This is a genomic window from Streptomyces sp. NPDC016309 (assembly GCF_043077235.1).
Classification (GTDB): domain Bacteria; phylum Actinomycetota; class Actinomycetes; order Streptomycetales; family Streptomycetaceae; genus Streptomyces.
Window position 1 is genome coordinate 391,144 of sequence record NZ_JBIBSG010000003.1, and the last position, 24,260, is coordinate 415,403.

Annotated in this window: 21 protein-coding genes; 9 read left to right on the forward strand and 12 right to left on the reverse strand. The window is 74.5% G+C overall.

Annotated features, from left to right (window positions below; genetic code table 11):
• Positions 1 to 170: 170 nt before the first annotated feature.
• The 9 genes from ACF068_RS09575 to ACF068_RS09615 form a co-directional block, all read right to left on the reverse strand.
• Complete coding sequence (locus ACF068_RS09575; protein WP_392273612.1) at positions 171 to 1,178, reverse strand: glycosyltransferase family 9 protein; 1,008 nt, start codon at positions 1,176 to 1,178, stop codon at positions 171 to 173.
• Positions 1,175 to 1,738, reverse strand: a complete 564-nt coding sequence (locus tag ACF068_RS09580) for a D-glycero-alpha-D-manno-heptose-1,7-bisphosphate 7-phosphatase (RefSeq protein WP_392273613.1) — start codon at positions 1,736 to 1,738, stop codon at positions 1,175 to 1,177. The genes ACF068_RS09575 and ACF068_RS09580 overlap by 4 nt, the downstream gene beginning before the upstream one ends.
• Positions 1,735 to 2,736, reverse strand: a complete 1,002-nt coding sequence (locus ACF068_RS09585; RefSeq protein WP_392273614.1) for a glycosyltransferase family 2 protein — start codon at positions 2,734 to 2,736, stop codon at positions 1,735 to 1,737. Before ACF068_RS09585 ends, ACF068_RS09580 begins: the two co-directional genes overlap by 4 nt.
• Before the next feature lie 155 nt (positions 2,737 to 2,891).
• Complete coding sequence (locus tag ACF068_RS09590; RefSeq protein ID WP_392273615.1) at positions 2,892 to 5,243, reverse strand: prolyl oligopeptidase family serine peptidase; 2,352 nt, start codon at positions 5,241 to 5,243, stop codon at positions 2,892 to 2,894.
• Positions 5,216 to 7,000, reverse strand: a complete 1,785-nt coding sequence (locus ACF068_RS09595) for an N-acetylglutaminylglutamine amidotransferase (protein ID WP_392273616.1) — start codon at positions 6,998 to 7,000, stop codon at positions 5,216 to 5,218. Before ACF068_RS09595 ends, ACF068_RS09590 begins: the two co-directional genes overlap by 28 nt.
• Before the next feature lie 157 nt (positions 7,001 to 7,157).
• Positions 7,158 to 7,364: a hypothetical protein gene (locus ACF068_RS09600; protein ID WP_392273617.1), complete on the reverse strand. Its 207-nt coding sequence runs from the start codon at positions 7,362 to 7,364 to the stop codon at positions 7,158 to 7,160.
• A 352-nt stretch (positions 7,365 to 7,716) separates the two neighbouring features.
• Entirely contained in the window at positions 7,717 to 7,899 is a 183-nt protein-coding gene (locus ACF068_RS09605; RefSeq protein ID WP_392273618.1) for a hypothetical protein, read from the reverse strand.
• Between the two features lie 2 nt (positions 7,900 to 7,901).
• Entirely contained in the window at positions 7,902 to 9,254 is a 1,353-nt protein-coding gene (locus tag ACF068_RS09610; protein WP_392273619.1) for an MFS transporter, read from the reverse strand.
• Positions 9,255 to 9,637: 383 nt separating this feature from the next.
• Positions 9,638 to 10,420, reverse strand: a complete 783-nt coding sequence (locus ACF068_RS09615) for a DeoR/GlpR family DNA-binding transcription regulator (protein ID WP_392273620.1) — start codon at positions 10,418 to 10,420, stop codon at positions 9,638 to 9,640.
• A gap of 249 nt (positions 10,421 to 10,669) precedes the next feature.
• On the opposite strand from ACF068_RS09615, the gene ACF068_RS09620 reads away from it, so the two are divergent.
• Genes ACF068_RS09620 through ACF068_RS09635 form a run of 4 tightly spaced genes read left to right on the forward strand, consistent with a single transcriptional unit; the run spans position 10,670 to position 15,336 of the window.
• A complete protein-coding gene (locus tag ACF068_RS09620) occupies positions 10,670 to 12,181 on the forward strand; it encodes an FGGY family carbohydrate kinase (protein ID WP_392273621.1) in 1,512 nt (503 codons plus the stop codon).
• Complete coding sequence (locus ACF068_RS09625) at positions 12,174 to 13,658, forward strand: FGGY-family carbohydrate kinase (protein WP_392273622.1); 1,485 nt, start codon at positions 12,174 to 12,176, stop codon at positions 13,656 to 13,658. The genes ACF068_RS09620 and ACF068_RS09625 overlap by 8 nt, the downstream gene beginning before the upstream one ends.
• Complete coding sequence (locus tag ACF068_RS09630; RefSeq protein WP_392273623.1) at positions 13,655 to 14,275, forward strand: histidine phosphatase family protein; 621 nt, start codon at positions 13,655 to 13,657, stop codon at positions 14,273 to 14,275. Before ACF068_RS09625 ends, ACF068_RS09630 begins: the two co-directional genes overlap by 4 nt.
• Before the next feature lie 17 nt (positions 14,276 to 14,292).
• Positions 14,293 to 15,336 (forward strand): 2-hydroxyacid dehydrogenase, encoded by a 1,044-nt coding sequence (locus ACF068_RS09635; protein ID WP_392273624.1) that lies wholly within the window; start codon positions 14,293 to 14,295, stop codon positions 15,334 to 15,336.
• 21 nt (positions 15,337 to 15,357) lie between these two features.
• On the opposite strand, the gene ACF068_RS09640 is transcribed toward ACF068_RS09635, so the two are convergent.
• Entirely contained in the window at positions 15,358 to 16,149 is a 792-nt protein-coding gene (locus ACF068_RS09640; RefSeq protein WP_392273625.1) for an SDR family NAD(P)-dependent oxidoreductase, read from the reverse strand.
• 87 nt (positions 16,150 to 16,236) lie between these two features.
• Here ACF068_RS09640 and ACF068_RS09645 point away from each other — a divergent pair, with 87 nt between their 5' ends.
• The 4 genes from ACF068_RS09645 (at position 16,237) to ACF068_RS09660 (ending at position 20,371) form a co-directional block, all read left to right on the forward strand.
• Positions 16,237 to 17,781, forward strand: a complete 1,545-nt coding sequence (locus ACF068_RS09645; protein WP_392273626.1) for an MFS transporter — start codon at positions 16,237 to 16,239, stop codon at positions 17,779 to 17,781.
• A gap of 314 nt (positions 17,782 to 18,095) precedes the next feature.
• On the forward strand, positions 18,096 to 18,509 hold the full coding sequence (locus ACF068_RS09650) for an SRPBCC family protein (protein WP_392273627.1): 414 nt from the start codon (positions 18,096 to 18,098) through the stop codon (positions 18,507 to 18,509).
• A 7-nt stretch (positions 18,510 to 18,516) separates the two neighbouring features.
• The gene (locus tag ACF068_RS09655) at positions 18,517 to 18,825 is read left to right on the forward strand and encodes a hypothetical protein (RefSeq protein ID WP_392273628.1); all 309 of its coding nucleotides are present in this window, start codon (positions 18,517 to 18,519) and stop codon (positions 18,823 to 18,825) included.
• A gap of 79 nt (positions 18,826 to 18,904) precedes the next feature.
• Entirely contained in the window at positions 18,905 to 20,371 is a 1,467-nt protein-coding gene (locus ACF068_RS09660) for an aminotransferase class I/II-fold pyridoxal phosphate-dependent enzyme (protein ID WP_392273629.1), read from the forward strand.
• Positions 20,372 to 20,509: 138 nt separating this feature from the next.
• On the opposite strand, the gene ACF068_RS09665 is transcribed toward ACF068_RS09660, so the two are convergent.
• Together ACF068_RS09665 and ACF068_RS09670 are read right to left on the reverse strand one after the other, a co-directional pair.
• On the reverse strand, positions 20,510 to 21,703 hold the full coding sequence (locus ACF068_RS09665) for an amidohydrolase (RefSeq protein WP_392273630.1): 1,194 nt from the start codon (positions 21,701 to 21,703) through the stop codon (positions 20,510 to 20,512).
• A gap of 122 nt (positions 21,704 to 21,825) precedes the next feature.
• Positions 21,826 to 23,064: an aromatic acid exporter family protein gene (locus tag ACF068_RS09670; RefSeq protein ID WP_392273859.1), complete on the reverse strand. Its 1,239-nt coding sequence runs from the start codon at positions 23,062 to 23,064 to the stop codon at positions 21,826 to 21,828.
• 149 nt (positions 23,065 to 23,213) lie between these two features.
• Here ACF068_RS09670 and ACF068_RS09675 point away from each other — a divergent pair, with 149 nt between their 5' ends.
• The gene (locus tag ACF068_RS09675) at positions 23,214 to 24,023 is read left to right on the forward strand and encodes an SDR family oxidoreductase (protein WP_392273631.1); all 810 of its coding nucleotides are present in this window, start codon (positions 23,214 to 23,216) and stop codon (positions 24,021 to 24,023) included.
• Positions 24,024 to 24,260: the final 237 nt, after the last annotated feature.

Sequence of the window (24,260 nt, forward strand, 5' to 3'; positions counted from 1 at the left end):
GGGCGTGGACGTGGACGCCGTACGCGCCGGAGCGCCCGGGCCGCCGGCATCCGGCGCGGAGACGGCGTACACGCCCCGGCCCCCCGCCCCGCGGAGACCGGCCCGCGGGCGGACGACGATCCGCGGCGGGGCCGTGCGGCGATCGCCACCCGGCGCCCCGGCGGCCCGGATCATCCGCCGTCCTCCAGCAGCTTCTCCACGGCGGCCAGCACGTCCTCGGCCGTCACCCCGTCCAGGCAGGGGTGGCCGGGCACCGGGCACTCCCGGGCCCGGGTGCCCGCGCAGGGCGCGAGCTGGTCACCGAGCAGGACGTGCGCAACGCCGTACGGTCCCCAGCGCTCGGCGGGCACGACCGGCGAGAACAGTGAGACCACCGGGGTGCCGACGGCCGCCGCCAGGTGCGCCGGACCGGTGTTGCCGGTCACCACCGCGCCCGCCGCCGCCAGCACCGCCGCCAGCTCCGGCGGCTCGGTCCGGCCGCCGAGGTCCAGCCCGTCGCGCCCGGCGACCAGTGCCGTCAGCTCCCGTTCGTCCGGGCCGCCGGTGACGACGACCCGGTGTCCCGCGCCGGCCAGCAGCCGCACCGCGTGCGCGCACCGCTCCGGGCTCCACCGCCGCGCCCCGACGCTCGCCCCCGGGTGGACCACCACGTAGGGCCCCGGCCCGGTCAGCCCGGGCGCGCCGGGCTCGTGCCGCACCCGCAGCCGCCCGTCGTCGCCCGGCGGCCGGGGGAAACCCGCCGCCACGGCGAGGTCCAGCGCGGCCTCCGCCTCGTGCGCGTGCGGCGCCCGCCGGTGGCGTACGTCCAGCAGCGACCCGGGGGCGTCCTCGCTGTCGGCGGCGATGTGCCCGACGCCCGCCAGCCGCAGCAGCAGCGCGGTGGGCAGCGGGCTCTGGTGGAACGAGGTGAGCACCAGCGCGGCGTCCGCCCGCACGGCGGCGATCCGGGTCACCGCCCGGTCGATGCCGGCGCGCTCCACCGGCGGCGGGGAGAACCCCACCCAGGGCGCCTCCCAGACCATCACCTCGTCGACGCCGGGCAGCAGCCGCGCCGCCGGCGCCCCACGGGGCCCGCACAGCAGCGTCACCCGGTCCGCCTTCGCGGCGACGGCCCGCACGGCGGGACCGGCCAGCAGGACGTCCCCGAAACTGTCCAGCCGCACCACCAGGGCCCTCACGCCCGCCTCCCGCGCCCGGCCCCACTGCCGGCCGCCGGCCGCCCGTCCGCGAGCACGTGCCGCGCGGCGTCCAGCAGGTCGGCGCACACGTGCGGCGCGGCGGCGACCTCGCCGGGCAGGGTGCGTGCCGTGGGGACGAGCACGCCCCGTGCCCCCGCCGCCCGGGCCGCGCCCATGTCGGATCCGATGTCGCCGATCAGGACGCACTCCTCGGGGCGCACCCCCAGCAGCCGGGCCACCTCCGTCACCAGGCCCGGCGCGGGCTTGCGGCAGCCGCAGCGGTCCTCCGGCACGTGCGGGCAGTACGCCCAGGCGTCGAACGGGCCGAGCAGCGCGTCCACCCGGGCGTTGACCGCCCGCACCTGGGCCTCGGTGAGCAGACCGCGCCCGATGCCCGACTGGTTGGACACGACCGCGGTCCGGATCCCGTCCTGCCGCAGCAGGCGCAGCGCCTCCACGGCGCCGGGCATGGGACGGACCCGGTCCGGGTCGCCGTTGTAGGGGACGTCCCGCACCAGGGTGTCGTCCCGGTCGAACAGCACCGCCGCCGGGCGCGTCACAGGACCCCGTCCCAGCTCTCCGCCGACCGGTGGCGCACCTCGCCGGCGATCCGGTACCAGGTGGCGACGGCGGGGATGAGCGCGCTCGTCGCGGCCATCGTCACGATCTCGTCGGCCGTCCGGGGCCCCGGGGCGATACGGGCGCGGGCGAACTCCGCCGTGCCGAGCGCCCAGCCGCCGGCGGCGAGCAGCGCCGCCCGCCGCCGGCCGGTGGCCGCGAGGAGCAGTGCGCCGAGGCCCGCCGCGGTGACCGCGGCGTGCCGCCCGATGCGTCCGCGGGGCGCGGCCGCCCGCTCCCACCAGTCGCCGCCGTGCAGACGCCTCATCAGGGCGTCGTCGGCGTTGCCCTTCTGGAGCCGTACCGACACCCAGCGGTCGGCGGGCCGCACCGGGTGCTCGGTGCGGCGTTCGCCGCGGACGATCCGCCAGCCCGCGTCGATGACCCGCAGCGCCAGGTCGGCGTCCTCGCGGAACGCGCGCGGGAACCGCTCGTCGAAGCCGCCGACGGTCTTGAGCACCTCGGTGCGGTACGCCATGTCGGCGGTCACCCACAGGGCGCCCTGGAGTCCCGCCGTGTTGCGTTCCCAGTCGGTGGGGCGGCGGTCGGCGGGCAGCGGCACCTGGACCACGCCCTGGACGCCGCCGGTGTCGGGGGAGGCCTCGGCCAGGTCGCGGGCGAGCTGCTCGCGCCAGTACACGCTGACGCGAACGTCGTCGTCGAGGAGGACGGTCCACGGTTCGTCCACCAGCCGTACGCCCGCATTGCGGGCGGCCGCCGGTCCCAGCCCGCCGGTCCGCAGCACGGTGGCCCGGTCGGCGAGCGCGCCGAGCGCCGCCACGGGCAGCGGTGCGCCGGGCGGCCCCGGCCGGTCGTCGACCAGGACGACGCGGCTCGGCTCGGGGCCCTCGGCGGAGGCGAGCGCGGTGAGGCAGTCGGCGAGGCAGGGCCGTCCGACGGTGGGGACGACCACGGCGTACGAGGCGAGCGAGGGGATCATGCGTCCACGCCTCCACAGTCGGGGACGGGCTCCGGGGAAATGTACGGAATGCCCACGTCCGGTCACTGTATGCGCAGGCGCCGGACCCCGCACGGCCTCCGCCCGCCGGACGGCGCTCCGGCCGGCCGGCCGCGAGGGCGACCCGGCGCCGCCCCTCAGCCCGTCAGGTGGCGCTCCATCCAGTCGGCCGCCGTCCGGCGGAACAGCCGCCGGTTGTCGGCCCGCCGGAACTCGTGGCCCTCCTCGCGGAGCACTAGCAGTTCCGCCGCGTGCCCCCTCTCCCGGGCCGCCCGGACGACCTGCTCGGACTCTCCCGGCGGGACGTTCGTGTCGTGCTCGCCGTGCACGGCCAGCAGCGGTACGCGCAGCTCGTCGATCCGGCTCATGGGGGAGAGGGAGCGCAGCAGCTCGCGGTCGCGCACCGGGTGGCCGTACTTGTGGGCCGCCGACTCCGCGATCCACGGCTCGGTCCCGGCGAAGAACGTGGCGAAGTCCGACATCCCGCACACGGCGACGCCCGTGCGGAACAGATCGGGATGCCAGACCAGCGACGCGAGGGTGAGGTACCCGCCGTACGAGCGGCCCATCACCGCCAGCCGGGTCGGATCGGCCCGCCCGGTCAGGACCACGTGCGCCGCGCAGTCGGCGACGTCCTCGATCGCCGCGAACCGGCCGGTGCCCAGGTCGGCGTCCACGAAGGACCGCCCGTAGCCGGAGGAGCCGCGCACGTCCGGGGCGAAGACGTCCAGCCCGCGCCCGGTCAGCTCGTGGTACAGCGGCTCGAACACCGGCCGTTCCTGCTCCTCCGGGCCGCCGTGCAGGTGGATCACGCACGGCGCGGGGCGGCCCTCGGCCCGGCCCGGCGCCCGGTAGTACCAGCCGCCCAGCACCAGCCCGTCGCGGGCCGTGGGCCGCAGCGGCGCGGGGCGCACCGGCGGCCGGCCGGGCGGTACGGCGTCCTCGTCCCGGGACGACCAGGGCGTGCGCACGGGGGACGAGGCCCGGGGCAGCCACCACACGCCGGGACGGCGCTGGGAGCCCGAGAGGGCCAGGACCAGCCCGCCCGGTCCGGCGCGGCTGACGCGGGTGACCACCTCGTGCGGCAGGGGGACGTCACGGGGCGGGGCGGTTCCGGTGGCGCCGCCCCACGGCGGGGCCCCGGCACCGGCCCAGGGCGCGGTGCCGGCGGTCGCGGCGGTTTCGGCCGCGGGAAGGCCGAGGGTGCGCAACTCGCTGGCGCCCAGGACGTTCCAGGAGAGGGCGGCGGTACGGCCGTCCTCGGCGAACGCGAGCAGTTCGAGGTCGCAGCCGTCGCGTTCGGCCACCACCGACAGCCCGGTCCGCCGCCCCTCGTCGTCCAGTCCGGCGGCCAGCAGCGCCGCGAACTCGCGCTCGTGGTCGCTGCGCAGCCACACCGTGCGTCCGTCGGGGGAGAACCGGCCGATCCAGGGGTCGCCGTCGGCCACCCGCAGCACCGAGCCGGTGCCGAGGTCGGCGGTGCGCAGGACGACGGCCTCCCGCCGCCCGCGCGGCCCCCGGCGCACCAGTGCCAGCCGGCCGTCCTGGCTGATGTCGCACACCCGGAGGGTGGCCGCGCCGCTCTCGGCGGCAACCAGCACGGGCGAGGCGATGCCGTCCGGGTCCACCAGGTAGGCGCTGAGCCGGTCACGCCCGGCCCCGTCCAGTGCCGCACCGTCCAGCGGCGTCCCGTCCAGCGCCGTCCTGTCCAGTGCCGCACCGTCCAGTGCCGTCGCGTCCAGCGCGGCCCGGCCCGTCGCGGGCCCGCCCGCCCGGGATCCGGCGGCGGCGCCCCGGTCTCCTACCGCCCGGTCCCGTGCCGTCCCGTCCAGGAGCGCACCGTCGAGGAGCGGCCCGGCCGGCACGGCCCCGTCGCGCGCCGGTCCCACGTCGCCCCGGCGGGCGCCGCCCAGCAGGGTGGCGCGGCCGTCGCGGTCCGCCCAGTCGGCGGGCAGCTCACCGAAGGCCGCGCCCCGGTCCTCCGCCGTGGCGTCCTCCCGGGCGGGCGCGCCCGGCGACGGCGGCGGTTCCGCGACCGTCACCGCGACCGCCGAGCCGTCCCGCGCCCAGCAGCCCAGGTAGGCCGAGCTGCCGGAGTCGGCACCGGCCACGATCCGCCGCCCGGTGCCGTCCGGGCGTACGCACAGCACCCGGGTGTGCTCGCCGCCGCCGGGGGCGACGGTGTAGGCGATCCAGCGCCCGTCGGGCGACCAGGCCACCTCCGTCACCGGGTCGGGGTCGGAGTCGAGCAGGTGGATGCCCTCCCCGTCGGGTCCGCCGGCGACCGGACCGGTCCACAACTGGGGCACACCGGTGCGGTCGCAGATGAACGCCACGTGTTCACCCGTCGGGTCCGCCGACGGGTACCAGCAGCCGTGCGAGACGAGCGGCTGGCGGGTGTCGCGCGGGCCGGCCACGTCGGCGAGCGGCACCACGAAGGGTGCCGCCGACGAGGCCCCGGTCAGCTGATCCTGTGCGTCTGCAGCCATATCTCCAGCAACGCTACGTGCCACAGGGCGTTCGCCCCGCGCCTCGTGCGGTGTTCGTCGGGGGCGGCGAGGAGTTCGGCGACGTACTCGTCCCGGAAGATCCCGCGCGCCCGCGCCTCGGGTGCGGACAGCGCCTGGCGGACCCGTTCGAGGACGGGGCCCGCCATGTGGCGGATCGCCGGCACCGGGAAGTAGCCCTTGGGCCGGTCGACGACCTCCCGGGGCAGCATCTTGCGCCCGGCGTCCTTGAGCACGCCCTTGCCGCCCTGCGCCAGCTTCAGCTCGGGCGGGCAGGCGGCGGCCAGTTCCACCAGCTCGTGGTCGAGGAACGGCACCCGTGCCTCCAGGCCCCAGTCCATGGTCATGTTGTCGACCCGCTTGACCGGGTCGTCGACCAGCATCACGTGGGTGTCCAGGCGCAGCGCCGCGTCCAGCGCGGTCTCGGCGCCCGGCACGGCCATGTGGTCGCGCACGAACCGCCCGGAGACGTCGTGGTCGGTGAGCATGTGCGGCTGGAGGATCCTGGCGAAATCGGAGTGCGGCCGGTCGAAGTAGACGTCGGCGTACCGCTCCGGCTCCCGTTCCCGCTCGACGGCGGCCATCTCCGGGTACCAGCGATAGCCGGCGAACACCTCGTCGGCGCCCTGGCCGGACTGGACGACGCTGACCTCCTTGGACACCAGCTCCGACAGCAGGTGGAAGGCGACCACGTCATGGCTGATCATGGGCTCGCTCATGGCCGCGACGGCGCTGTCCAGCGCGGTCGACACCCGGTCGGAGGGCACCATGAGCTGGTGGTGCTCCGTCTCGTACCGGCGCGCGATCAGGTCCGAGTAGGTGAACTCGTCACCCTCCTCGCCGCCCTCCGCCTCGAACCCGACGCTGAAGGTCGCCAGGTCCTTCTGGCCCTCGTCGGCCAGCAGCGCCACGATCAGGGACGAGTCCAGGCCGCCCGACAGCAGGACGCCGACCGGAACGTCGGCGACCATCCGCCGGCGCACCGCGGTCCGCAGCGAGTCCAGCACCGCGTCCCGCCAGTCCCCGGCGTCCATGCCGGCGAACTCGGCCCGGCGCGTGTACGACGGCTGCCAGTAGCACCGGTCCCGGTACGAGCCGTCCGGCTCGATGACGCGCACCGTGGCGGGCGGCAGCTTGCGCACCCCGGCGAGCACCGTGCGCGGCGCCGCCACGGTGGCGTGCCAGCTCAGGTACTGGTGCAGCGCGACCGGGTCGATCGACGTGTCGACACCGCCGCCCGCGAGCAGCGCGGGCAGGGTGGAGGCGAACCGCAGCCGGCCGGGTGCCTCGGCCAGGTAGAGGGGCTTGATGCCCAGTCGGTCCCTGCCCAGCACCACCCGGCCGGTGTCGTTCTCGACGATGACGAACACGAACATGCCGATGAAGTGGTCGACGCAGTCCGTGCCCCACTGTCTGTAGGCCTTGAGGATCACCTCGGTGTCCGAGGTGGAGAAGAACCGGTGGCCCAGGGCACGCAGCTCGTCGCGCAGCTCCTGGTAGTTGTACACGCACCCGTTGAACACCCCGGTGAGCCGCGCGTCGGTGTCCGTCATCGGCTGCGCGCCGCGTTCCGACAGGTCGATGATCTTCAGGCGGCGGTGACCCAGTGCCACCGGCCCCTGGGACCAGATGCCCCGGCCGTCCGGCCCCCGGGCCGCCAGCCGGTCCGTCATCCGTTCCACGGCGGCCACGTCGGGCCGCCGGTCGTCGAAGCGGATCTCCCCGCTCAGGCCGCACATATGGTCCCCCTCTGCCGTACGGCCCCCGGGGCACCCGTCAGCGGTGCCGCAGGTGCCCCCAGCACAGCCGGGACCTCAGCGTCCTCCTCAACCCCATGTGAATCAATCACCACAACTCCTCGAAGACGGGGAGCGGGCCCCTACCTGCGGCTGGTGTTCAGCTATGCACGGCAGCCCGCTCCGTTCCGCCGGGTTCCCGGTGATCGCGGAAGCATTCCTGCGCCGGATCGTCACCGGCCCCGGCGCCGCGCCCCCCGGCCCACCGGACGGCCGGCTCCATCGCCGCCCCCGCCACCGCGAACAGCGCTCCCAGCACCAGCCGGCCCGTCGCACCGCCGCCCAGCACCAGCGCGGTCAGCAGCACCGGCCCGAGCATCCGCGCCACCGGGACCCCCGGCTCCGAAGAACCCCTGGTACTGGCCCTGCCGGCCGGCCGGCAGGGCCAGTACCGAACGAGATCAGGCACCCGCCGACTGCCACATCTCACCCCACACCAGCAGTGACGCCCCCACCAGCAGCACCGCCACGGCACCCCACACCGGCCCGGGCAGCGCACCGCACACCGCACCGCACGGGCGTAGCGCAGCGCTCAGCGCACCGCACGTACCGCACCGCACGGCGCCGACGCGCACCGCACGTACCGCACCGCGCACCGCACCGCGATCGCGCAGCGGTGAGGGGCGGACGCCGCGGCCTCCGCCCCTCACCCCACCGCCTCAGCCGCGGTCCTTCTCCCGGGCGCCCGGCTCGGCCCGTTCCTCCTCGGTGGCGAGGCGCTCGCCCTCCGCCTGGGAGGGGGTCGAACGGGCCACGTCGGGGTGTTCGGGGTGTTCGTCGACACCCGGCTCCCGCTCCCCCTCGGCCTGGGAGGGGGTCGGGTAGTCCCACGCATCACTCATGGCTACGCCTCCGGCGACTCGTTCCCCGCCCGCGATACCGGGCCGGGGCCGGACGAGTACCCCGGCGCCGGGGCCGCTACCGGCTCCGGCAGCCGCAGGAACAGGGCCATCACGGCGCTGGCCAGGTACAGCGCGGCGAAGATCCACATCACGCCCTGGACGCCCAGCGGCCCCAGGAAGGCGCCCACCAGGGCCGGGCCGAGGAAGGTACTCGCTCCCGCGCCCAGGTTCAGGGCCGACATCGCCTGGCCCTTGTGCGCCGGGTCCAGCGACGGCATGAGCGCCGACAGCGGCACGTACCCGGCGAGCGTCGCGCCGAACAGGCTCACCAGGACCATCGCCAGGGCGTAGTCGTGACCGGCCGACACCGTGCCGTAGTACAGCAGCAGGGTGGTCACCGCGCAGCCGACGCCACCGAACCAGGTGACGGTGCGCCGCCAGCCGATGCGGTCGCCGACGAGGCCGAAGACCAGATTGAAGACGATGTTCGTGGCGAACATCGCGGAGAGCAGGTGCAGCCACTCGCGGAGCGTGAAGCCGAGGGTGTCGGTGAAGAAGACCGGCAGGAACACCAGGAACCCGAACTGCGGCGCGGTGTTGATGGCCCGGACGACCGCGCCCATGCCGATCCTCGGATTGCGCCAGACGATCGCGAGCGAGCCGATCAGGGTGGCGACCGGGCGCTCCCCGGCGGGGGCGAGCCGGCCTCTGCCGGTGGGTTCGCGCACCAGCAGCAGCGCGATCAGGCCGCCCGCCACCACCAGCCCGAGCGCCAGCCACAGCGTGCCGTACGCGCCGATCCCGGGCACCGCGACGCTCGCGACGAGCGAACCGAGCGTCGGCAGCCCGCCGGTGAAGGCGAACCAGAACCAGCCGACCGCGGAACCGAGCCGCCGTGCCGGTGTCACCGCCGTGACCCAGACGAGGAAGCCGTACGCGAAGAGCGGGTAGCCGAAGCCGCGCAGCCCGTAGCTGAGCAGCAGAAGCGCGAAGTCCACCGACGGCAGGGCGAACACCAGGAAGACCACCTGGAACGCGCCCCAGACGGCGAGTCCGAGCATCATCACCTTGCGCGGGCCCCACAGGTCCGACAGCGCGCCGGAGAACCAGGCGGCGACGCTCGCGGTGACGCCGTAGACGGTGAACAGCAGCGCCACGCGCTCCCTGGACATGCCCTGGTCCAGGAGGAAGGGCGACAGATAACCGGATTCGACCCCGTCACCGATCATGAAGACGAGCACGCCGAGGAATCCCCAGGCGAGTGACCGGGGAATACCGATCCGGTCCAGCCAATTCCTCGCGGGTGCGTTTTCGGCGGAAGACGACGGGTCAAGAACGACGGCCACGAGAACCACCTTTGTCGAAAGGGTCGGGAAAGCGCGGGAGCGGTGCGCGGAAGCGTCCGGTCGCCGCCGTGGAAGGCCACGCGGAGCCGGAATGTGCGCCGCGCCGAGGCGTCACGATGAAACGGCCGTGTGAGAAACGGCGTCAATGAGTGGGAGGAAAACCCCGCCGCCGCCCCGGCGTGTGGCGTGAAATCGTCGGCCGAAGGACCGCCCATGGGAAGAGGGGGAGAGGCATCGCCGCAGCTCACCGGCCCGCCGCCGCCGGATGCCGGGAGAGGCCCGGGCCGGCACCCGGGTGAAGTCGGTGTGAGTTTCACACCGGTGTGTGACTACCGGGGTGTGACCACCGGTGTGTGACCACCGGCGTGAGATCACCGGCGGGGCGGGGCCGGTCAGCGTCCGGTGGGGACCGTCCGGACGTCCACGCCTATGTCCCGCAGCCGCCGCACCTGGGCGGCCGGTGCCGCGTCGTCGACCAGCACCAGGTCGAAGTCGGTCAGCGGCGCCAGCGCGTACAGCCCCTGGTTGGCGAACTTGGTGTGGTCGATCAGCAGCACCCGGCGCGCGGCGGACGCCATCATCGCCCGCTTGACCTGCACCGTCTCCGGCGACATGTGGTAGCAGCGGTCCCCGGTCACCGCCGTCGTCGACATGAACAGCACATCCGCCCGGAAGGACTCCACGCTCTGCGCCGTGTGCAGTCCCATGAAGGCGTCGTACGCCGGGAAGTACGTGCCCCCGAGCGCGATCAGCGAGACGCCGGCCTCCCTGGACAGCGCCGTGACCGCCGGCAGCGAATTGGTGATCACCGTCAGCGGGGTGTGGTCGGCCATCTGCCGGGCCAGACTCAGACAGGTGGTCGAGTCGTCCAGCATCACGATCTGCCCGGGCGCCAGCAGCTCCGCGGCCGCCCGCGCCAGCCGGTTCTTGGCCTGCGCCATCGTGGTCATCCGCTCACTGACGCTGCCGTGGAACTGCGTCGACGGCAGACAGCTCGCCCCGCCCCGGACCTTCCGCAGCCAGCCCTGCGCCTGCAACGCGTCCAGGTCGCGGTGGACGGTCATCACACTCACGCCGAACTCGTCGGCCAGGTCGTTGGTCCGTACGAACCCCGCCGCCGTCACCAGATCGCGCAGCCTGCGCCGCCGCTCCTCCTGGGCGTCCACACGGGTCACGGCGTCCGGCTCCTTCCCGGTTCGCCCCGTCCGCGGGTGGGAACGTCTCCAGCGGTGTGCCGCAACCGTGTGCGAACCTCACGCGAACCTAACACGACCGTGGCCCGCCGCCGCCCGGCGGAGCGGCGCAGCGGCGTGTCCTCACACGGCGCCCGCCGCCCGCCGCGGGATAATCCCGGGGCCGATTGACGCCCGGTCCGGCCGCACGTTTACCTGGCGACCGCGAGTGAAGGGGCAGGTATTCCAGTCATGGCGGTTCTCACCATCGACGTCGGCACGTCCGTCATCAAATCCGTCGTCTTCGACGACGAGGGGCAGGAAACAGCGCTTTCCCGCATCGGCACCGAAGTGCTCCGGCCCCGTCACGGCTGGGCCGAACAGGACATGGACGCCGTGTGGAACGGGGTTGTCCGCACCGTCCGCAGCGCGCTGTCCCAGCTCGGCCCCGGCCACGAGCCCGTCCGGCTGGTGAGCTTCACCGCCCAGGGCGACGGCTGCTGGCTCGTCGACGCCGAGGGCCGCCCCACCGGGCCCGCCGTCCTCTGGTCCGACGGCCGCGCCGGTGACCTGCTCACCCGGTGGGCGGCCGACGGCGTCCTGGAGGAGGCCTACCGCCGCAACGGCTCCCTCACGTGCAGCGGGATGCCCAACGCGGTGATCGGCTGGCTCGCCGCCCACGACCCCGGGCGCCTGGCGCGCTCCCGTACCGCGCTGACGGCGGCCGGCTGGCTGTTCCTCAAGTTCACCGGTGTGACGGCCATCGACGAGTCCGACGCCTCCGCCCCGTTCCTCGACCACACCACCGGTGACTACGACCCCGGCATCATCGACCTGTTCGGCTTCGGCCCGCACGCCCGGCTCCTGCCGAGGGTGCTCGGCGAGGACGAGCGCATCGCCGGGATCACCCACCGCACCGCCGGCGAACTGGGCCTGCCTGCCGGGCTCCCCGTCGTCATGGCCCCCTACGACATCGCGGCCACCGCCCGCGGCGCCGGCGTCGTCGAGCCCGGCCAGGCGTGCGCCATCCTCGGGACGACCCTGTGCACCGAGATCGTCACCCGCCGGGTGGACGCCTCGGGCGAACCGTGCGGCATCAGCATCGCCTACGGCGCCCGGGACCGCGTGCTGCGCGCCTTCCCCACCCTGTCCGGCACCGAGGTCCTCGACTGGGCCGCCCGCCTCCTCGCCGTCGACGGGCCCGCCGCCCTCGGCGAGCTGGCGTTCTCCACCGCACCCGAACCGGGCGGACCGGCGTTCCTCCCGTACCTCTCGCCCGCCGGGGAACGCGCGCCCTTCCTCGACCCGCGCGCCCGCGGCGCCTTCTGGGGCCTGTCCCTCGACCACACCCCCGCCCAGGTGGCGCGCGCCGTCTTCGAGGGGCTGTCCCTCGTCCTCCGCGACTGCCTCCGGGCGTCCGGCACCGACGTCCACGAACTGCGCCTGTGCGGCGGCGGCTCCGCCAGCGACGCCTGGTGCCGGCTCATCGCCGACGTCACCGGCGTCCCCACCGCCCGCAGCGCCGACACCGAACTCGGCGCCAAGGGCGCCTTCCTCACCGGACTCGTCCTCAGCGGCGCCGAGAAGAGCATGCGCGACGCCGCCGCGAAGTACGTCCGCATGCGCACCCGCTGGGAGCCCGACCCCGGACGCGGCGCGTTCTACGACGGGCTCCACGAGTCGTTCCTGACCTGGCGCGCCGCCGCCCGCTCCCTGGGCTGGTCGCCCGCCGCCACCGACGTACGGGAAGCACCCCATGTCTGACGCCCTGACCACCGACGCCGTCCACCTCGGCCTCGACCTCGGCACCCAGAGCGCCCGGGCCGTCGCCGTCGACGGCACCGGCCGACTGCTCGCCGCCGCGTCCCGCCCGCTCACCGGCCGGCGCGACGGCGTACGCCACGAACAGGACCCCGCGCAGTGGTGGTCCGCCCTCGCCGCGGCCTGCCGCGAAGCGCTCACCGGGATCGCGCCCGAGCGGATCAGAGGGCTGGCCGTCGACGCCACCTCCGGCACCGTCCTGCTGGCCGACCCGCAGGGCCACCCCCTGACACCCGGCCTCATGTACGACGACGGGCGCGCACGCGCCTACACCGCCCGCGCCAACCGGGCGGGCGGCGAGGTGTGGCGGGAGCTCGGCTACCGCGCGATGCAGCCCACCTGGGCCCTGCCCAAGCTCCTGTGGCTGCTGGACAACACCGACTTCCCCGACGCCCGGCTGCTGCACCAGGCCGACCTGATCACCTGGCGACTGGCCGGCCACCAGGTCGCCGCCGACACCGGACACGCTCTCAAGACCGGCTACGACCTGGTCCACGAGCGCTGGCCGGACGCCGAACTCGCCAGGATGGGCGTCCCGGCCGGACTGCTGCCCGACGTCGTCCGGCCCGGCACCGTCCTCGGCACGGTGTGCGCCGACGCCGCCGACGCCACGTCCGTCCCCGCCGGCACCCCGATCGTCGCGGGCATGACCGACGGCTGCGCCGCGCAGATCGGCGCCGGGGCCCTGACACCCGGCGCCTGGAACTCCGTCCTCGGCACCACCCTCGTCCTCAAGGGCGCCAGCCCCCACCTCGTACGCGACCCCGGGGGAGTGGTCTACTGCCACCGCGGCCCCGGCGGCACCTGGCTGCCCGGCGGTGCGTCCAGCAGCGGCGCCGGTGCCGTCGCCCGGCGCTTCCCCGGCGCCGACCTGGACGCCCTCACCGCCCGGGCCGAGGCCACCGGCTCCACCGCCGTCGCCTACCCCCTCACCGGCGGGGGCGGCGAACGCTTCCCCTTCCGGGCCCCCGACGCCACCCCCTTCGTCCTCGGCGACCCACGCGGCGACGCCGAGGAGTTCCACGCCCTGCTGCTCGGCACCGCCTGCGTCGAGCGGCTCTGCTTCGACTACCTCGACCACCTCGGCGCTCCCGTCGACGGCCCGCTCACCCTCACCGGCGGCGGCGCCCGCAACCGCTACTGGTCCCGGCTGCGCGCCGACGTCCTGGGTCGTCCGGTGACCCTGCCCGAGCACGCCGAGAGCGCCACCGGCATGGCGGTCCTCGCCGCGACCGCGTCCGGCGTCACGCTGGAGGAGGCGGCCGCCGCCATGGTGCGGACCCGTGAACGCCTGGACCCCGACCCGTCCCGCACGGCCCGGCTGACGCCCGTGTACCTCGACTTCGTCGACGAACTGACCCGGCGCGGCTGGCTGGAGCCCGCCGTGGCGACGCACGCCCGCGGGAAGGCCGAGCAGTGACCGACTTCATCCTCGTCCGCCACGGCGAGACCGCCTGGCACGCGGACAACCGCTACGCCGGCCGCAGCGACGTGCCGCTCACCGCGCTCGGCCACGAGCAGGCCGCCGCGCTCGGCGCGTGGGCCGCGAAGCAGCGCCTCGACGCCGTCCTGTGCTCGCCGCTGTCCCGCGCCCGCCTCACCGCCGCGCCCGCCGCGGCCGCGCTCGGCCTCACCCCGCGCGTCGACGAGCGGCTGTACGAGGTGGACTTCGGGCGCGGCGACGGCCTGACGCGCGGCGAGATGGCCGAACGGTTCCCCGAGGAGCTGGCCGCCTTCCTCGACGACCCGGTGGCCCATCACCTGCCCGGCGGCGAGGACCCGGTGAAGGCGGCCGGCCGGGGGGTGGCCTGTCTGGAGGAGGCCGCCCGGGAACTCCCCGACGGCCGCGTCCTGGTGGTCGCGCACTCCACCCTCGTACGCCTGGTGCTGTGCGAGCTCCTCGGCATCCCGCTCGCCCGCTACCGCCGGGTCTTCCCCGCGCTGGAGAACGGCGCCCTGACCGAACTACGGCTCCTGCCCGGCGGGCAGGCCTCCCTGCTGCGGCTGAACGCCCCCACCGTCCCCACCACCCACTGACCCCCGGGAGCACCCCCGTGACCCTCACCGTCCTCGCCGCCGGCGACCACTTCGTCCTGCCCCGGCTCCTCCACGAGGAGCTGCGCGCCGCCGCACCCGACGGGGCCACGCTGGACGTACGGGAGATCCGGCTGCCCTGGCCGCACACCCCCTTCGGCCCGGTCGCCGAGGTCGACGAGGCCTCCGGCACCGAGGACGAGCTGATCGAGGCACTGCGCGGCGCACGCGTCTGCCTCACCCAGCTCGCCCCGCTCACCGAACGGGTCCTCAAGGCCTGCCCCGACCTGGAGCTGTTCTGCGTCAGCCGGGGCGGACCGGTCAACGCCAACCTGGCGGCCGCGACCCGGCACGGCGTCGCCGTCGCCTACGCCCCCGGCCGCAACGCGGTGGCCACCGCCGAGCACACCCTGGCGATGATCCTCGCCGCCGCCCGCCGGATCGGCGACGTGCACTACGACCTCCGGCACGCCGTCTGGCGCGGCGACTACTACGACTACGACAACTGCGGCTTCGAGATCGAGGGTTCGGTCGTCGGCCTGGTCGGCTTCGGCGCGATCGGCTCCCGCGTGGCGCGGGTGCTGGCCGCCATGGGCGCCGAGGTGCTGGTGCACGACCCGTACGTGAAGCCCGAGGCGGTGGAGGGCGTCGCCGAACTGGTCCCGCTGGAGGTGCTGCTGGGCCGGTCCCGGATCGTGTCGCTGCACGCGCGCGTGACCGAGGAGACCACCGGCATGATCGGCGCCGACCGGATCGCGGCGATGCCCCCCGGCTCGGTGCTCGTCAATTGCGCGCGCGGCGCCCTCGTCGACTACGACGCCGTGTGCGACGCCCTGGACTCCGGGCACCTCGCGGGCGCCGCCTTCGACGTGTTCCCGGCCGAACCGGTCCCCGCCGGGGCGAGGCTGCTGTCCACGCCCGGTGTCGTCCTCACCCCGCACATCGCGGGCGCCAGCCGGGAAGTGGCCCACAAGGCGGCCCGCATCGTGGCGGCCGAGGCGGCCCGCTTCCTGCGCGGCGAACCCCTTGCCCACTGCGCCAACCCGGAAGTCCTGGGGCGCTGAGGCGAGTCCTGGGGCACCGTCCTAGCCGCCGGGGCGCGGCTCCGACAGGAAGCGCTGCCCGAGGGCCTTCAGGCGGTCGGGCAGCAGCATGGTGGCCGCGCCCAGGGCCTTGCTGGGCACCGAACCGGCGACCACCCGGCCCCGGCCGCGCATGAGGGCGTCGAACGCGTCCCGGGCCACCTTCGCGGGGTCGTCCTTCCGCATCCGGCCCAGACGGGTGTCGCCCATGCCGGCGCGGCGGAAGAAGTCCGTCTCCGTGGCGCCCGGCATCAGCGCCGTCACCGTCACCCCGGTGCCCCGCAGCTCCTCCCGCAGCGCCTGGGCGAAGGACTGGAGGAACGACTTGGAGGCGTTGTACACGGACTGGAAGGAGCCCGGTGCCATCGACGCCACCGAGGAGGTGACCAGGAGCCGCCCCTCACCGGCCGCGACCATGGCCGGCAGCAGCCGGTGCGCGAGGTGGACCGTCGAGCTGACGTTGAGGTCGATGACCCGGGCGTGGTCCGCGAGAGCGACCTCGGTGAACGCCCCGCCCGCGCCCACCCCGGCGTTCAGCGCGGCGGCCGCGACCGGGCGACCGGTGGCGAGCACCTCGGCGTACAGCCGCTCGACCCCGTCGTACATGGCCAGGTCGGCCCGGACGGCCACGACGTCGGCGCCCCGGCCGCGCAGCTCCTCCGCGGCGGTGGTCACCGCGGCGTCCTCGGCGCAGACCACCAGGTCGAACCCGTGGCCGGCGAACTCCCGGGCCAGCGCCAGCCCGATGCCGCGGGAGGCGCCGGTGACGACGGCGAGGCGCTTTCCGTTTCCCATGGCCCGGCGGGTACCACGGACCGGCCCCGTTTCACCGGATCGAGCGTGGGGTACCCGCCCGCCCTGTTCACGCCTCGGAGGTGATCCATGACTGAGCGGGAGCTCGGGAAAGCGTCCAGCGGGACCGGGACCGGGACCGGGACCGGAACCGTGACGACCCAGGTGCCGGCGCGACTGGACAGATTGCCGTGGTCGCGCTGGCACTGGATGGTCGTCATCGGGCTCGGCACCGTCTGGATCCTCGACGGTCTCGAGGTCACCATCGTCGGCAGCATGGCCGGCCGGCTCTCCGAGGAGGGCAGCGGACTCGCCATCAGCAGCGCCCAGGTCACCGGCATCGCCGCCGCGTTGTATGTCGCCGGGGCGTGCGCGGGAGCGTTGTTCTTCGGCTGGCTCACGGACCGCTTCGGCCGCAAGAAGCTGTTCCTCATCACCCTGGCGGTCTACCTCGCGGCGACCGCGCTGACGGCGCTGTCCTTCTCCTCGTGGTGGTTCTTCGTCTTCCGCTTCCTGACCGGCTTCGGCATCGGCGGCGAGTACGCCGCCATCAACTCCGCCATCGACGAGCTGATCCCGAGCAAGTACCGCGGCCGGGTGGACCTGATCATCAACGGCAGCTTCTGGCTCGGGGCCATGGGCGGCGCCCTGCTGTCGGTCGTCGCCCTCGACACCGACATCCTCCCCAAGGACCTGGGCTGGCGGATCTCCTTCGGTCTGGGCGTCGTCCTGGGCCTGGTCATCCTGCTCGTCCGCCGTCATGTGCCCGAGAGCCCCCGCTGGATGTTCATCCACGGCCGTGAGGAGGGGGCCGAGCGCCTGGTGGCGGACATCGAGCGCGAGGTGGAGGCGGAGACGGGCCGGCCGCTGCCCGAGCCGGCCGGGGCGATCACCATCAAGCAGCGGCACAGCGTCGGCTTCGTCGAGATCGCCCGTACGCTCTGCCGCGCCTATCCCCGGCGGGCGGTGCTGGGCCTGGCCCTGTTCATCGGCCAGGCCTTCCTCTACAACGCCATCACCTTCGGGTTCGGATCGATCCTGGTGACGTTCTTCGACGTCGGTACCGGCTCGACCGGCTACTTCTTCGCGGTCATCGCCTTCGGCAACTTCCTCGGCCCGCTGCTGCTCGGCCACCTGTTCGACACCTGGGGCCGGCGTCCGATGATCGCCGGCACGTACCTGCTGTCCGGGGCGCTGCTGTTCGTCACGGCCTGGATGTTCTCCCACGGCTGGCTGACGGCCCTGACCATGACCCTCAGTTGGTGCGTGGTCCTGTTCTTCGCCTCCGCCGGGGCGAGTTCCGCCTACCTGACGGTGAGCGAGATCTTCCCGATGGAGACCCGCGCCATGGCCATCGCGTTCTTCTACGCCGTGGGCACGGCCGCCGGTGGCATCTCCGGGCCGCTGATCTTCGCCAAGCTCACGGAGAGCGGTGTGGTGGCCGACACGGTGCTCGCGTTCTGCATCGGCGCCACGCTGATGGTGCTGGGCGGACTGGTGGCGCTGTTCTTCGCGGTGGCGGCCGAGCAGAAGTCGCTGGAGGACATCGCGACCCCGCTGTCCGCGGAGGCGGCCGCCGCGTCCGGCACTCCGGCCGGGCCGGGCGAAGCGGCGACCGCTTCCACGGCGACCTGAGCCGCGGCAGCCGGTCTCCGGGCCTCCGGTCCGGCCGCCGCGGGGCGCCGGTCGCCTCGCCGCGCATCGCACGGCGGCCGATTGGATCGAACGCCGCTCAATGGTTTATCGTTCATTCAGTCGGGTTGTGAAGACGCCTTCACGACCCCCACACACTGCCCCGGCTGGTTCCCCCGTCCAGCCGGGGCTTTCCCGTTCCCGCCCGGCTTCGAATCCGCCGGCCCGGGCACTCGTCCTCCCGGTGGACCGGAGCGGACGGCCCCGAAGGACCTGACGGACCCGACGGACCCCGACGGACAAGGAACGGTGGAGCGATGACCGAGTACGAGCGTTCCCGCACCATGCCGGCGCTGCCCGAGCACGTCTTCGACCAGGCCGCGAACATCGACCAGCTCGACAACTGGCTGCCGGAGGCCCTGCACGTGCGCCCGGAAGGGCTGCCCGCCGTCACCGTGCACGAGGACCGCACCGACGAGGACACCTCGGCGCTGCTGCGCGCCGAGAAGGACCAGATGCGCCTCGAATGGGGCACCAGGGAACAGGGGTCCTACGCGGGATGGCTCCAGGTCGCCGGCATCGGCAGCGGGGCCAGCGAGGTCACGGTGCACCTGTCGTTCTTCGACGAGAGCCACGACCCCGGTGAGGCCCCCGTGCACGACGCCCTCGACCACAGCCTCCAGCGCCTGGAGGACCAGGTCCGTCTGCGCGTCGACAACGCCGCGGGCTGACCGGCCCATGGCCTCGGCGCAGCGGTACGCGGTCGCCGCCTCCGGGCAGTGGACAGACGAGGACGAGGGCCGCCGGCGGCTCCCGGCCGGGGAGGTCCACGCCTGGCGACCCGGCATGAACCAGACCGTCTGCGGACTCTCCCTCAGCAGATCCCGGCTCGGCCGCTTCCCGCACGTCCCGTGGCAGGACGCGCTGCCCGAGTCCGGCGGTGCCGCCGACCGCGTCCGGCGCGTCTGCCCGCGCTGCGCCTCCGTCGCCGGCCGCCGGGGCGCCGACGCCCGGCCCCGCTGGCAGCGCGTCGACCCCCGGCCGTGATCCCGGACACGGCCGGGGCCGCCCAGCCACCCCGGGGCCGGGCTCGTTTTTGTCCCGTTTCGCGGGGCACTGGGGTGCCATGGACCACTCACAGGCACCCGTGCTCGACGCGCTCGCCGCGTACCACTCCGAGAACCAGACGCCCTTCACCCCGCCCGGCCACAAGCAGGGCCGCGGCGCCGACCCCCGTGTACGGGCCGTCCTCGGTGACGCCGTCTTCCGGTCGGACGTGCTGGCCACCAGCGGGCTGGACGACCGGACCTCCTCCCACGGCGTCATCGCCAGGGCCCAGGAGCTGATGGCCGACGCGGTCGGGGCCGAGCACACCTTCTTCTCCACCTGCGGGAGCTCCCTGTCGATCAAGGCGGCCATGCTGTCCGTCGCCGGGCCGCACGAGAAGCTGCTGGTCGGGCGGGACGCGCACAAGGCGGTCGTGTCCGGGCTCGTGCTGGCCGGGATCGTGCCGATCTGGGTGGACCCGCAGTGGGACGCCGAACGCCACCTGGCCCACCCCCCGTCGGCCGACGCCTTCCGCGCCGCCCTCGCCGAACACCCCGACGCCCGGGGCGCCCTGGTGACGACCCCGACCCCGTACGGCACCTGCTCCGACCTGCCCGCCATCGCCGAGGCGTGCCACGAGCACGGCGTACCGCTCATCGTCGACGAGGCGTGGGGCGCGCACCTGCCGTTCCACCCCGACCTGCCCACCTGGGCCATGGACGCGGGGGCCGACGTCTGCGTGACCTCGGTGCACAAGATGGGCTCCGGCCTGGAGCAGAGCTCGGTCTTCCACCTCCAGGGCGACCTGATCGAACCGGAGGTCCTCAAGAACCGCGAGGACCTCCTCGGCACCACCAGCCCCTCCGTCCTCGTGTACGCCGCCCTCGACGGCTGGCGCCGCCAGATGGTCCAGCACGGCCACGCCCTCTACGACGACGCGCTCGCCCTGGCCAAGACGGTACGGGCGCGGATCGCCGAGATCGACGGCATGCGGGTGCACGGACGCGACGACTTCTGCGGGCCCGGCCGCGCCGCCGACCTGGACCCGCTCCAGGTCATCGTGGACATCACCGGACTCGGCACCACCGGGTACCGCATCGCCGACTGGATCCGCGAGCACCACCACATCAACCTGCACCTGTCCGACCACCGCCGCACCAGCGCCCAGCTCACCCACGCCGACGACGAACGCAGCGCCCACGCCCTGCTGACCGCCTTCCGCGACGTCGCCGCCCACGCGGACGAGCTGCGCCCGGCCCGCCGGGTGGAGGTCCCCGACCCCGCCGACCTGCGGCTGGAGCAGGTCATGCTGCCGCGCGACGCGTTCTTCGGCCGGGTCGAGCAGGTGCCGTGGGACAAGGCGGCCGGCCGCGTCAGCGCCGAGATGCTCACGCCCTACCCGCCCGGCATCCCCGCCGCGCTCCCCGGCGAGAAGCTCACCTCCGAGGTCCTGCACTACCTCCGCAGCGGCGTGGAGGCCGGCATGGTCGTCCCGGACGCCGCCGACACGGAGGTCAAGACGGTACGGGTCAGCACCGAGGACTGACCGGCCCCGGCGCGCCCTGCCCCCGCTGCCCCCGCCCCCTTCCCCGGCGCGCACCAGGGCCCTGCTGCCCCGCTGCCCCCGGGCACGCGACCGGGGCCGTACCGGCGGTACGGCCCCGGCTCGGGGGACGCATCGGGGTCAGAGGCCGGCCGCGGCCTTCTCCCGGTGGGAGGTCCAGGCGCGTTCGGGGACATCGGTGCGCAGCAGGACGTCGGCCGCCGTGCAGGCCAGGGCCTCCGCCGCGGCCAGCATCACCTGCCGTCCGCGCGGGCCCGCCGCGGCCTCGGCGAACTCGGGGGTGTGGTCGGACGCCTCCGGGCCCATGATCGCGACGAACGGGTGGATCGCCGGCACCCTGGTGCTCACGTTGCCGATGTCGGACGACCCCAGGTACACCCCCGGGAGCGGCTCCGACAGGGTGATCCCCGCCCGGTCGAGATGGTGGGCGAACAGCCCGGACAGCACGTCGTTGTCGCGGAAGTGCTCGTACCGCCCGCCCACGCCCGTCACCTCCACGCGGGTGCGCGTGGCGAGCGCCACCCCCTGGGCGCACGAGCGCAGCTCCTCCACCAGGTCCTCCAGCGCGGCCGTGGTGCCCCCGCGCAGCCCGAACAGGCCCTCCGCGTAGTCCGGGACGATATTGGTGGCCCGTCCGCCCTCCGTGATGATGCCCTGCACGTGCGACCCGGCCGGCAGCCGCCGGTCCAGGACGCCCAGGGTGTTGAAGAGCTGGATCAGCGCGCCGAGCGCGTCGACGCCCTCCGTCGGGTTGCCCGTCGGGTGCGCGGCCCGCCCGTGGAACGCCACCCGGATCTGCGCGCTGGCCGTCAGCGGGGCCCGCGCCCAGCCGTAGACGCCCGGGTGGAACATCAGGGCCGCGTCGACCCCGTCGAACAGCCCCGCCTCCACCTCCACGACCTTGCCGCCGCCGCGCTCCTCCGCGGGGGTGCCGACCGCCAGCAGGGAGCCCGGCACCTCGCCGAGCGCCCCCCGCACCGCGAGCGCCGCGCCGAGACCGGCCGCCGCGATCAGGTTGTGCCCGCACGCGTGCCCGATCAGCGGCAGCGCGTCGTACTCCATCAGCAGCGCCACGCACGGCCCGTCGCCGCTGCCGGTCCGGCCGGTGAACGCGGTCGGCAGGCCCGCCACACCGCGCTCCACCGCCAATCCCTCCCGCTCCAGCTCGCCGCTCAGCAGCCGCGCCGCCTCCCGCTCCTCGAACGCCGTCTCCGGCGCGCGGTGCAGCGCGAGGCTCACCTCCCACAGCCGCTCCGCCCGCGCGGCGACCTCCTCCCTGATCCGGTCGTACACGGGCTCCGGGCTCTCCGACAACGTGGGCCTCCTTCGTCGGTGGACGGGACACTGGCACGTGTTCCACGCCCCCGGCAGCCGATGCGTACGGAAGACGTACCGGGTGAAGGCGTCCGGTTGCAGGCGGTACCGGGTACCGGGGCTCAGGCCTCCACGCCCGGCCGCCGCTCGGTACCGCCCTCGCCGCGCAGCCGGCGGCGCAGCTCCGCCAGCCGGGGGTGGCGCTCGCTGAGCTCCGCCGAGCGGCGGTCCAGCTCCTGCATCAGGCGTTCGCTGCGCTTGTCGAGGTCCAGCTCGTCGAGGATCCGGTCGATCTCGGCGAGCAGCGCGCCGTGGAGCTGCCACTGCCGGGGGTGCTCCTGCACGTCCTCCAGCAGCATGTCGGCCACCCGGTCGCGGGTGGCGCGGCTCGCGGCCAGCGCGGCGGTCAGCCGCTCCTCCGCCTCCTCCGCGTTGGCGGCCACCTGGGTGGTGATCAGCAGCGCGAAGCTCTCGATGGCGTCGGCCATCTGGTCGAAGAGCTCCTTGAGCCCGGCCGAGACGTCGTCGGGGAACAGCGACTCCTCCGTACGGAACTTGGCCAGATCGGTCATGCTCCGGGTCAGCACCCGGAGCACCACCGCGCAGATCTCCAGGGTGTCCAGCCCCGTCCGCAGCACCACGCGGGACAGCAGGCCCTCCCGCACGCGCGGGTTCATCCGGAGGCTCTCCTCGGCCTGCCGCAGCGAGGCGTCGACCTCGACGATGTCATGGTCCAGCCGCCGCGCCTCGTGAAGCCGGGCGGCCGCGTGCGGGAACGGGATGTGGCCCTCGGCGATCTCGGCGCCCATGCTGCGGAACATCCGGCCCATCCCGCGCGCCAGCCCGTCGATCGACGCCCCGGCCGACTGGGTCCACACCGGCGGAGCGAACAGCAGGTTGAACAGCAGCCCCACTCCGGCACCGATCAGTGTCTCCAGCACCCGGTGCCACGCGGCCGACGCCGCCTGCGAGACGCCCAGGACCAGCATGGCGCTGATCGCCACCTCGGGGACGAACTCGTCCACCCGTACGTAGCGGCCGATGATCAGCGAGGTGAAGATCGTCAGACCGAGACTCCACCACGTCAGCCCCACCAGGGCGGTGAAGCCGATGGCGATGAGGACGCCGACCACCACCGAGTTGACACGCCGGATCCCGGTGGTGAGCGTCGCGTACAGCGTCACCTGCACCACCAGCAGGGCGGTCAGGGGGGCGGTCAGCGGGGCGGGTTGTGCGGGCAGGACCATCAGGGCGACGACGAAGGAGATGACGGCGGCGGCCGTGGAGCGCAGCGTCTGCGCCGCGACGGGTTCGGTGGTCCGCCGCACCAGTTTGATCACGGGTGCTGATACGTCGGGCATCCCCTTCACGTGCCCGATCATGAGCCACTCAGCACACTTCAGTCCCAGGAACCCCTCGTACGCCGTTTTGCCTCACCCGTCACGTGGTATCGCCAAAGTCCCCGATGACGTTCCGACCGGACGGCCGATCCGTCCGCCGAGGAGGCACGATGAACCCGCCCGTGGACCGGGGTACCCCCGTCGCCGTCGTCACCGGCTCCGACTCCGGCATCGGCCGCGCCACCGCGGTCCGGCTCGCCGAACGGGGCATGGACGTCGGCATCACGTGGCACACCGACGAGGAGGGCGCCCGGCGCACCGCCGAGGAGGTCCGCGGCCACGGCCGCCGCGCGGCCGTCGCCCACCTCGATCTGACCCGGCTGCCGGACGCCGCGGGCGTCGTCGACGACCTTGCCGGCGAACTGGGCCGCATCGACGTCCTGGTGAACAACGCCGGCACCGGCACCGCCACGCCCTTCCTGGACCTGTCGTACGACACCGTCCGGGACGTGCTGGACGTCGACCTCGTCGGGCCGTTCCTCTGCTCCCAGATCGCCGCCCGCCGCATGATCGAGCAGGGCGACGGCGGGCGGATCGTCAACGTGACGTCCGTGCACGAGCACCAGCCCCGCGTCGGGGCGGCGCCCTACTGCGCGGCCAAGGGCGGGCTCGGGCTGCTCACCCAGGTCATGGCGCTGGAGCTGGCCGAGTACGGCATCACCGTGAACGCCGTCGCACCCGGTGAGATCGCCACCCCGATGACCGGGCAGGAGGACGAGGACGTGCGCAAGCAGTCCCGGCCGGGCGTGCCGCTGGGACGGCCGGGCGACGCCCGTGAGGTCGCGTCCGTCATCGCGTTCCTGGCGGGGGAGGAGGCCTCGTACGTCACGGGCGCCTCGTGGGTGGTGGACGGCGGCATGCTCCGCATGGGCCCGCAGGCCGGCTCCCACCTGGAGAGCGACGCCTGGCGCCGCCCCTGAACGGGCGCGCGAGTGAGCCGAAGGGGCGCGACGGTGTCGAAAGGGAGAACGCGCGGAGGCCCCGAGGAACGAGGGGTCGAGCACGATCGACCGTCGACACCGGCTGAAGCGCCCCGGAGGCGAACCGAGCCCCGGAAAAGCGGTCGAGCACGATCGACCGTCGACACCGGCTGAAGCGCCCCGGAGGCGAACCGAGCCCCGGAAAAGCGGTCGAGCACGATCGACCGTCGACACCGG

Bases quoted from the DNA above. Each gene is read 5' to 3' on its own strand.
- ACF068_RS09590 (WP_392273615.1), bottom strand. From the start codon at position 5,243: ATGGCTGCAGACGCACAGGATCAGCTGACCGGGGCCTCGTCGGCGGCA.
- ACF068_RS09625 (WP_392273622.1), top strand. From the start codon at position 12,174: ATGTCTGACGCCCTGACCACCGACGCCGTCCACCTCGGCCTCGACCTC.
- ACF068_RS09620 (WP_392273621.1), top strand. From the start codon at position 10,670: ATGGCGGTTCTCACCATCGACGTCGGCACGTCCGTCATCAAATCCGTC.
- ACF068_RS09675 (WP_392273631.1), top strand. From the start codon at position 23,214: ATGAACCCGCCCGTGGACCGGGGTACCCCCGTCGCCGTCGTCACCGGC.
- ACF068_RS09645 (WP_392273626.1), top strand. From the start codon at position 16,237: ATGACTGAGCGGGAGCTCGGGAAAGCGTCCAGCGGGACCGGGACCGGG.
- ACF068_RS09650 (WP_392273627.1), top strand. From the start codon at position 18,096: ATGACCGAGTACGAGCGTTCCCGCACCATGCCGGCGCTGCCCGAGCAC.
- ACF068_RS09585 (WP_392273614.1), bottom strand. From the start codon at position 2,736: ATGATCCCCTCGCTCGCCTCGTACGCCGTGGTCGTCCCCACCGTCGGA.
- ACF068_RS09670 (WP_392273859.1), bottom strand. From the start codon at position 23,064: ATGCCCGACGTATCAGCACCCGTGATCAAACTGGTGCGGCGGACCACC.
- ACF068_RS09660 (WP_392273629.1), top strand. From the start codon at position 18,905: ATGGACCACTCACAGGCACCCGTGCTCGACGCGCTCGCCGCGTACCAC.
- ACF068_RS09605 (WP_392273618.1), bottom strand. From the start codon at position 7,899: ATGAGTGATGCGTGGGACTACCCGACCCCCTCCCAGGCCGAGGGGGAG.
- ACF068_RS09595 (WP_392273616.1), bottom strand. From the start codon at position 7,000: ATGTGCGGCCTGAGCGGGGAGATCCGCTTCGACGACCGGCGGCCCGAC.
- ACF068_RS09640 (WP_392273625.1), bottom strand. From the start codon at position 16,149: ATGGGAAACGGAAAGCGCCTCGCCGTCGTCACCGGCGCCTCCCGCGGC.
- ACF068_RS09655 (WP_392273628.1), top strand. From the start codon at position 18,517: ATGGCCTCGGCGCAGCGGTACGCGGTCGCCGCCTCCGGGCAGTGGACA.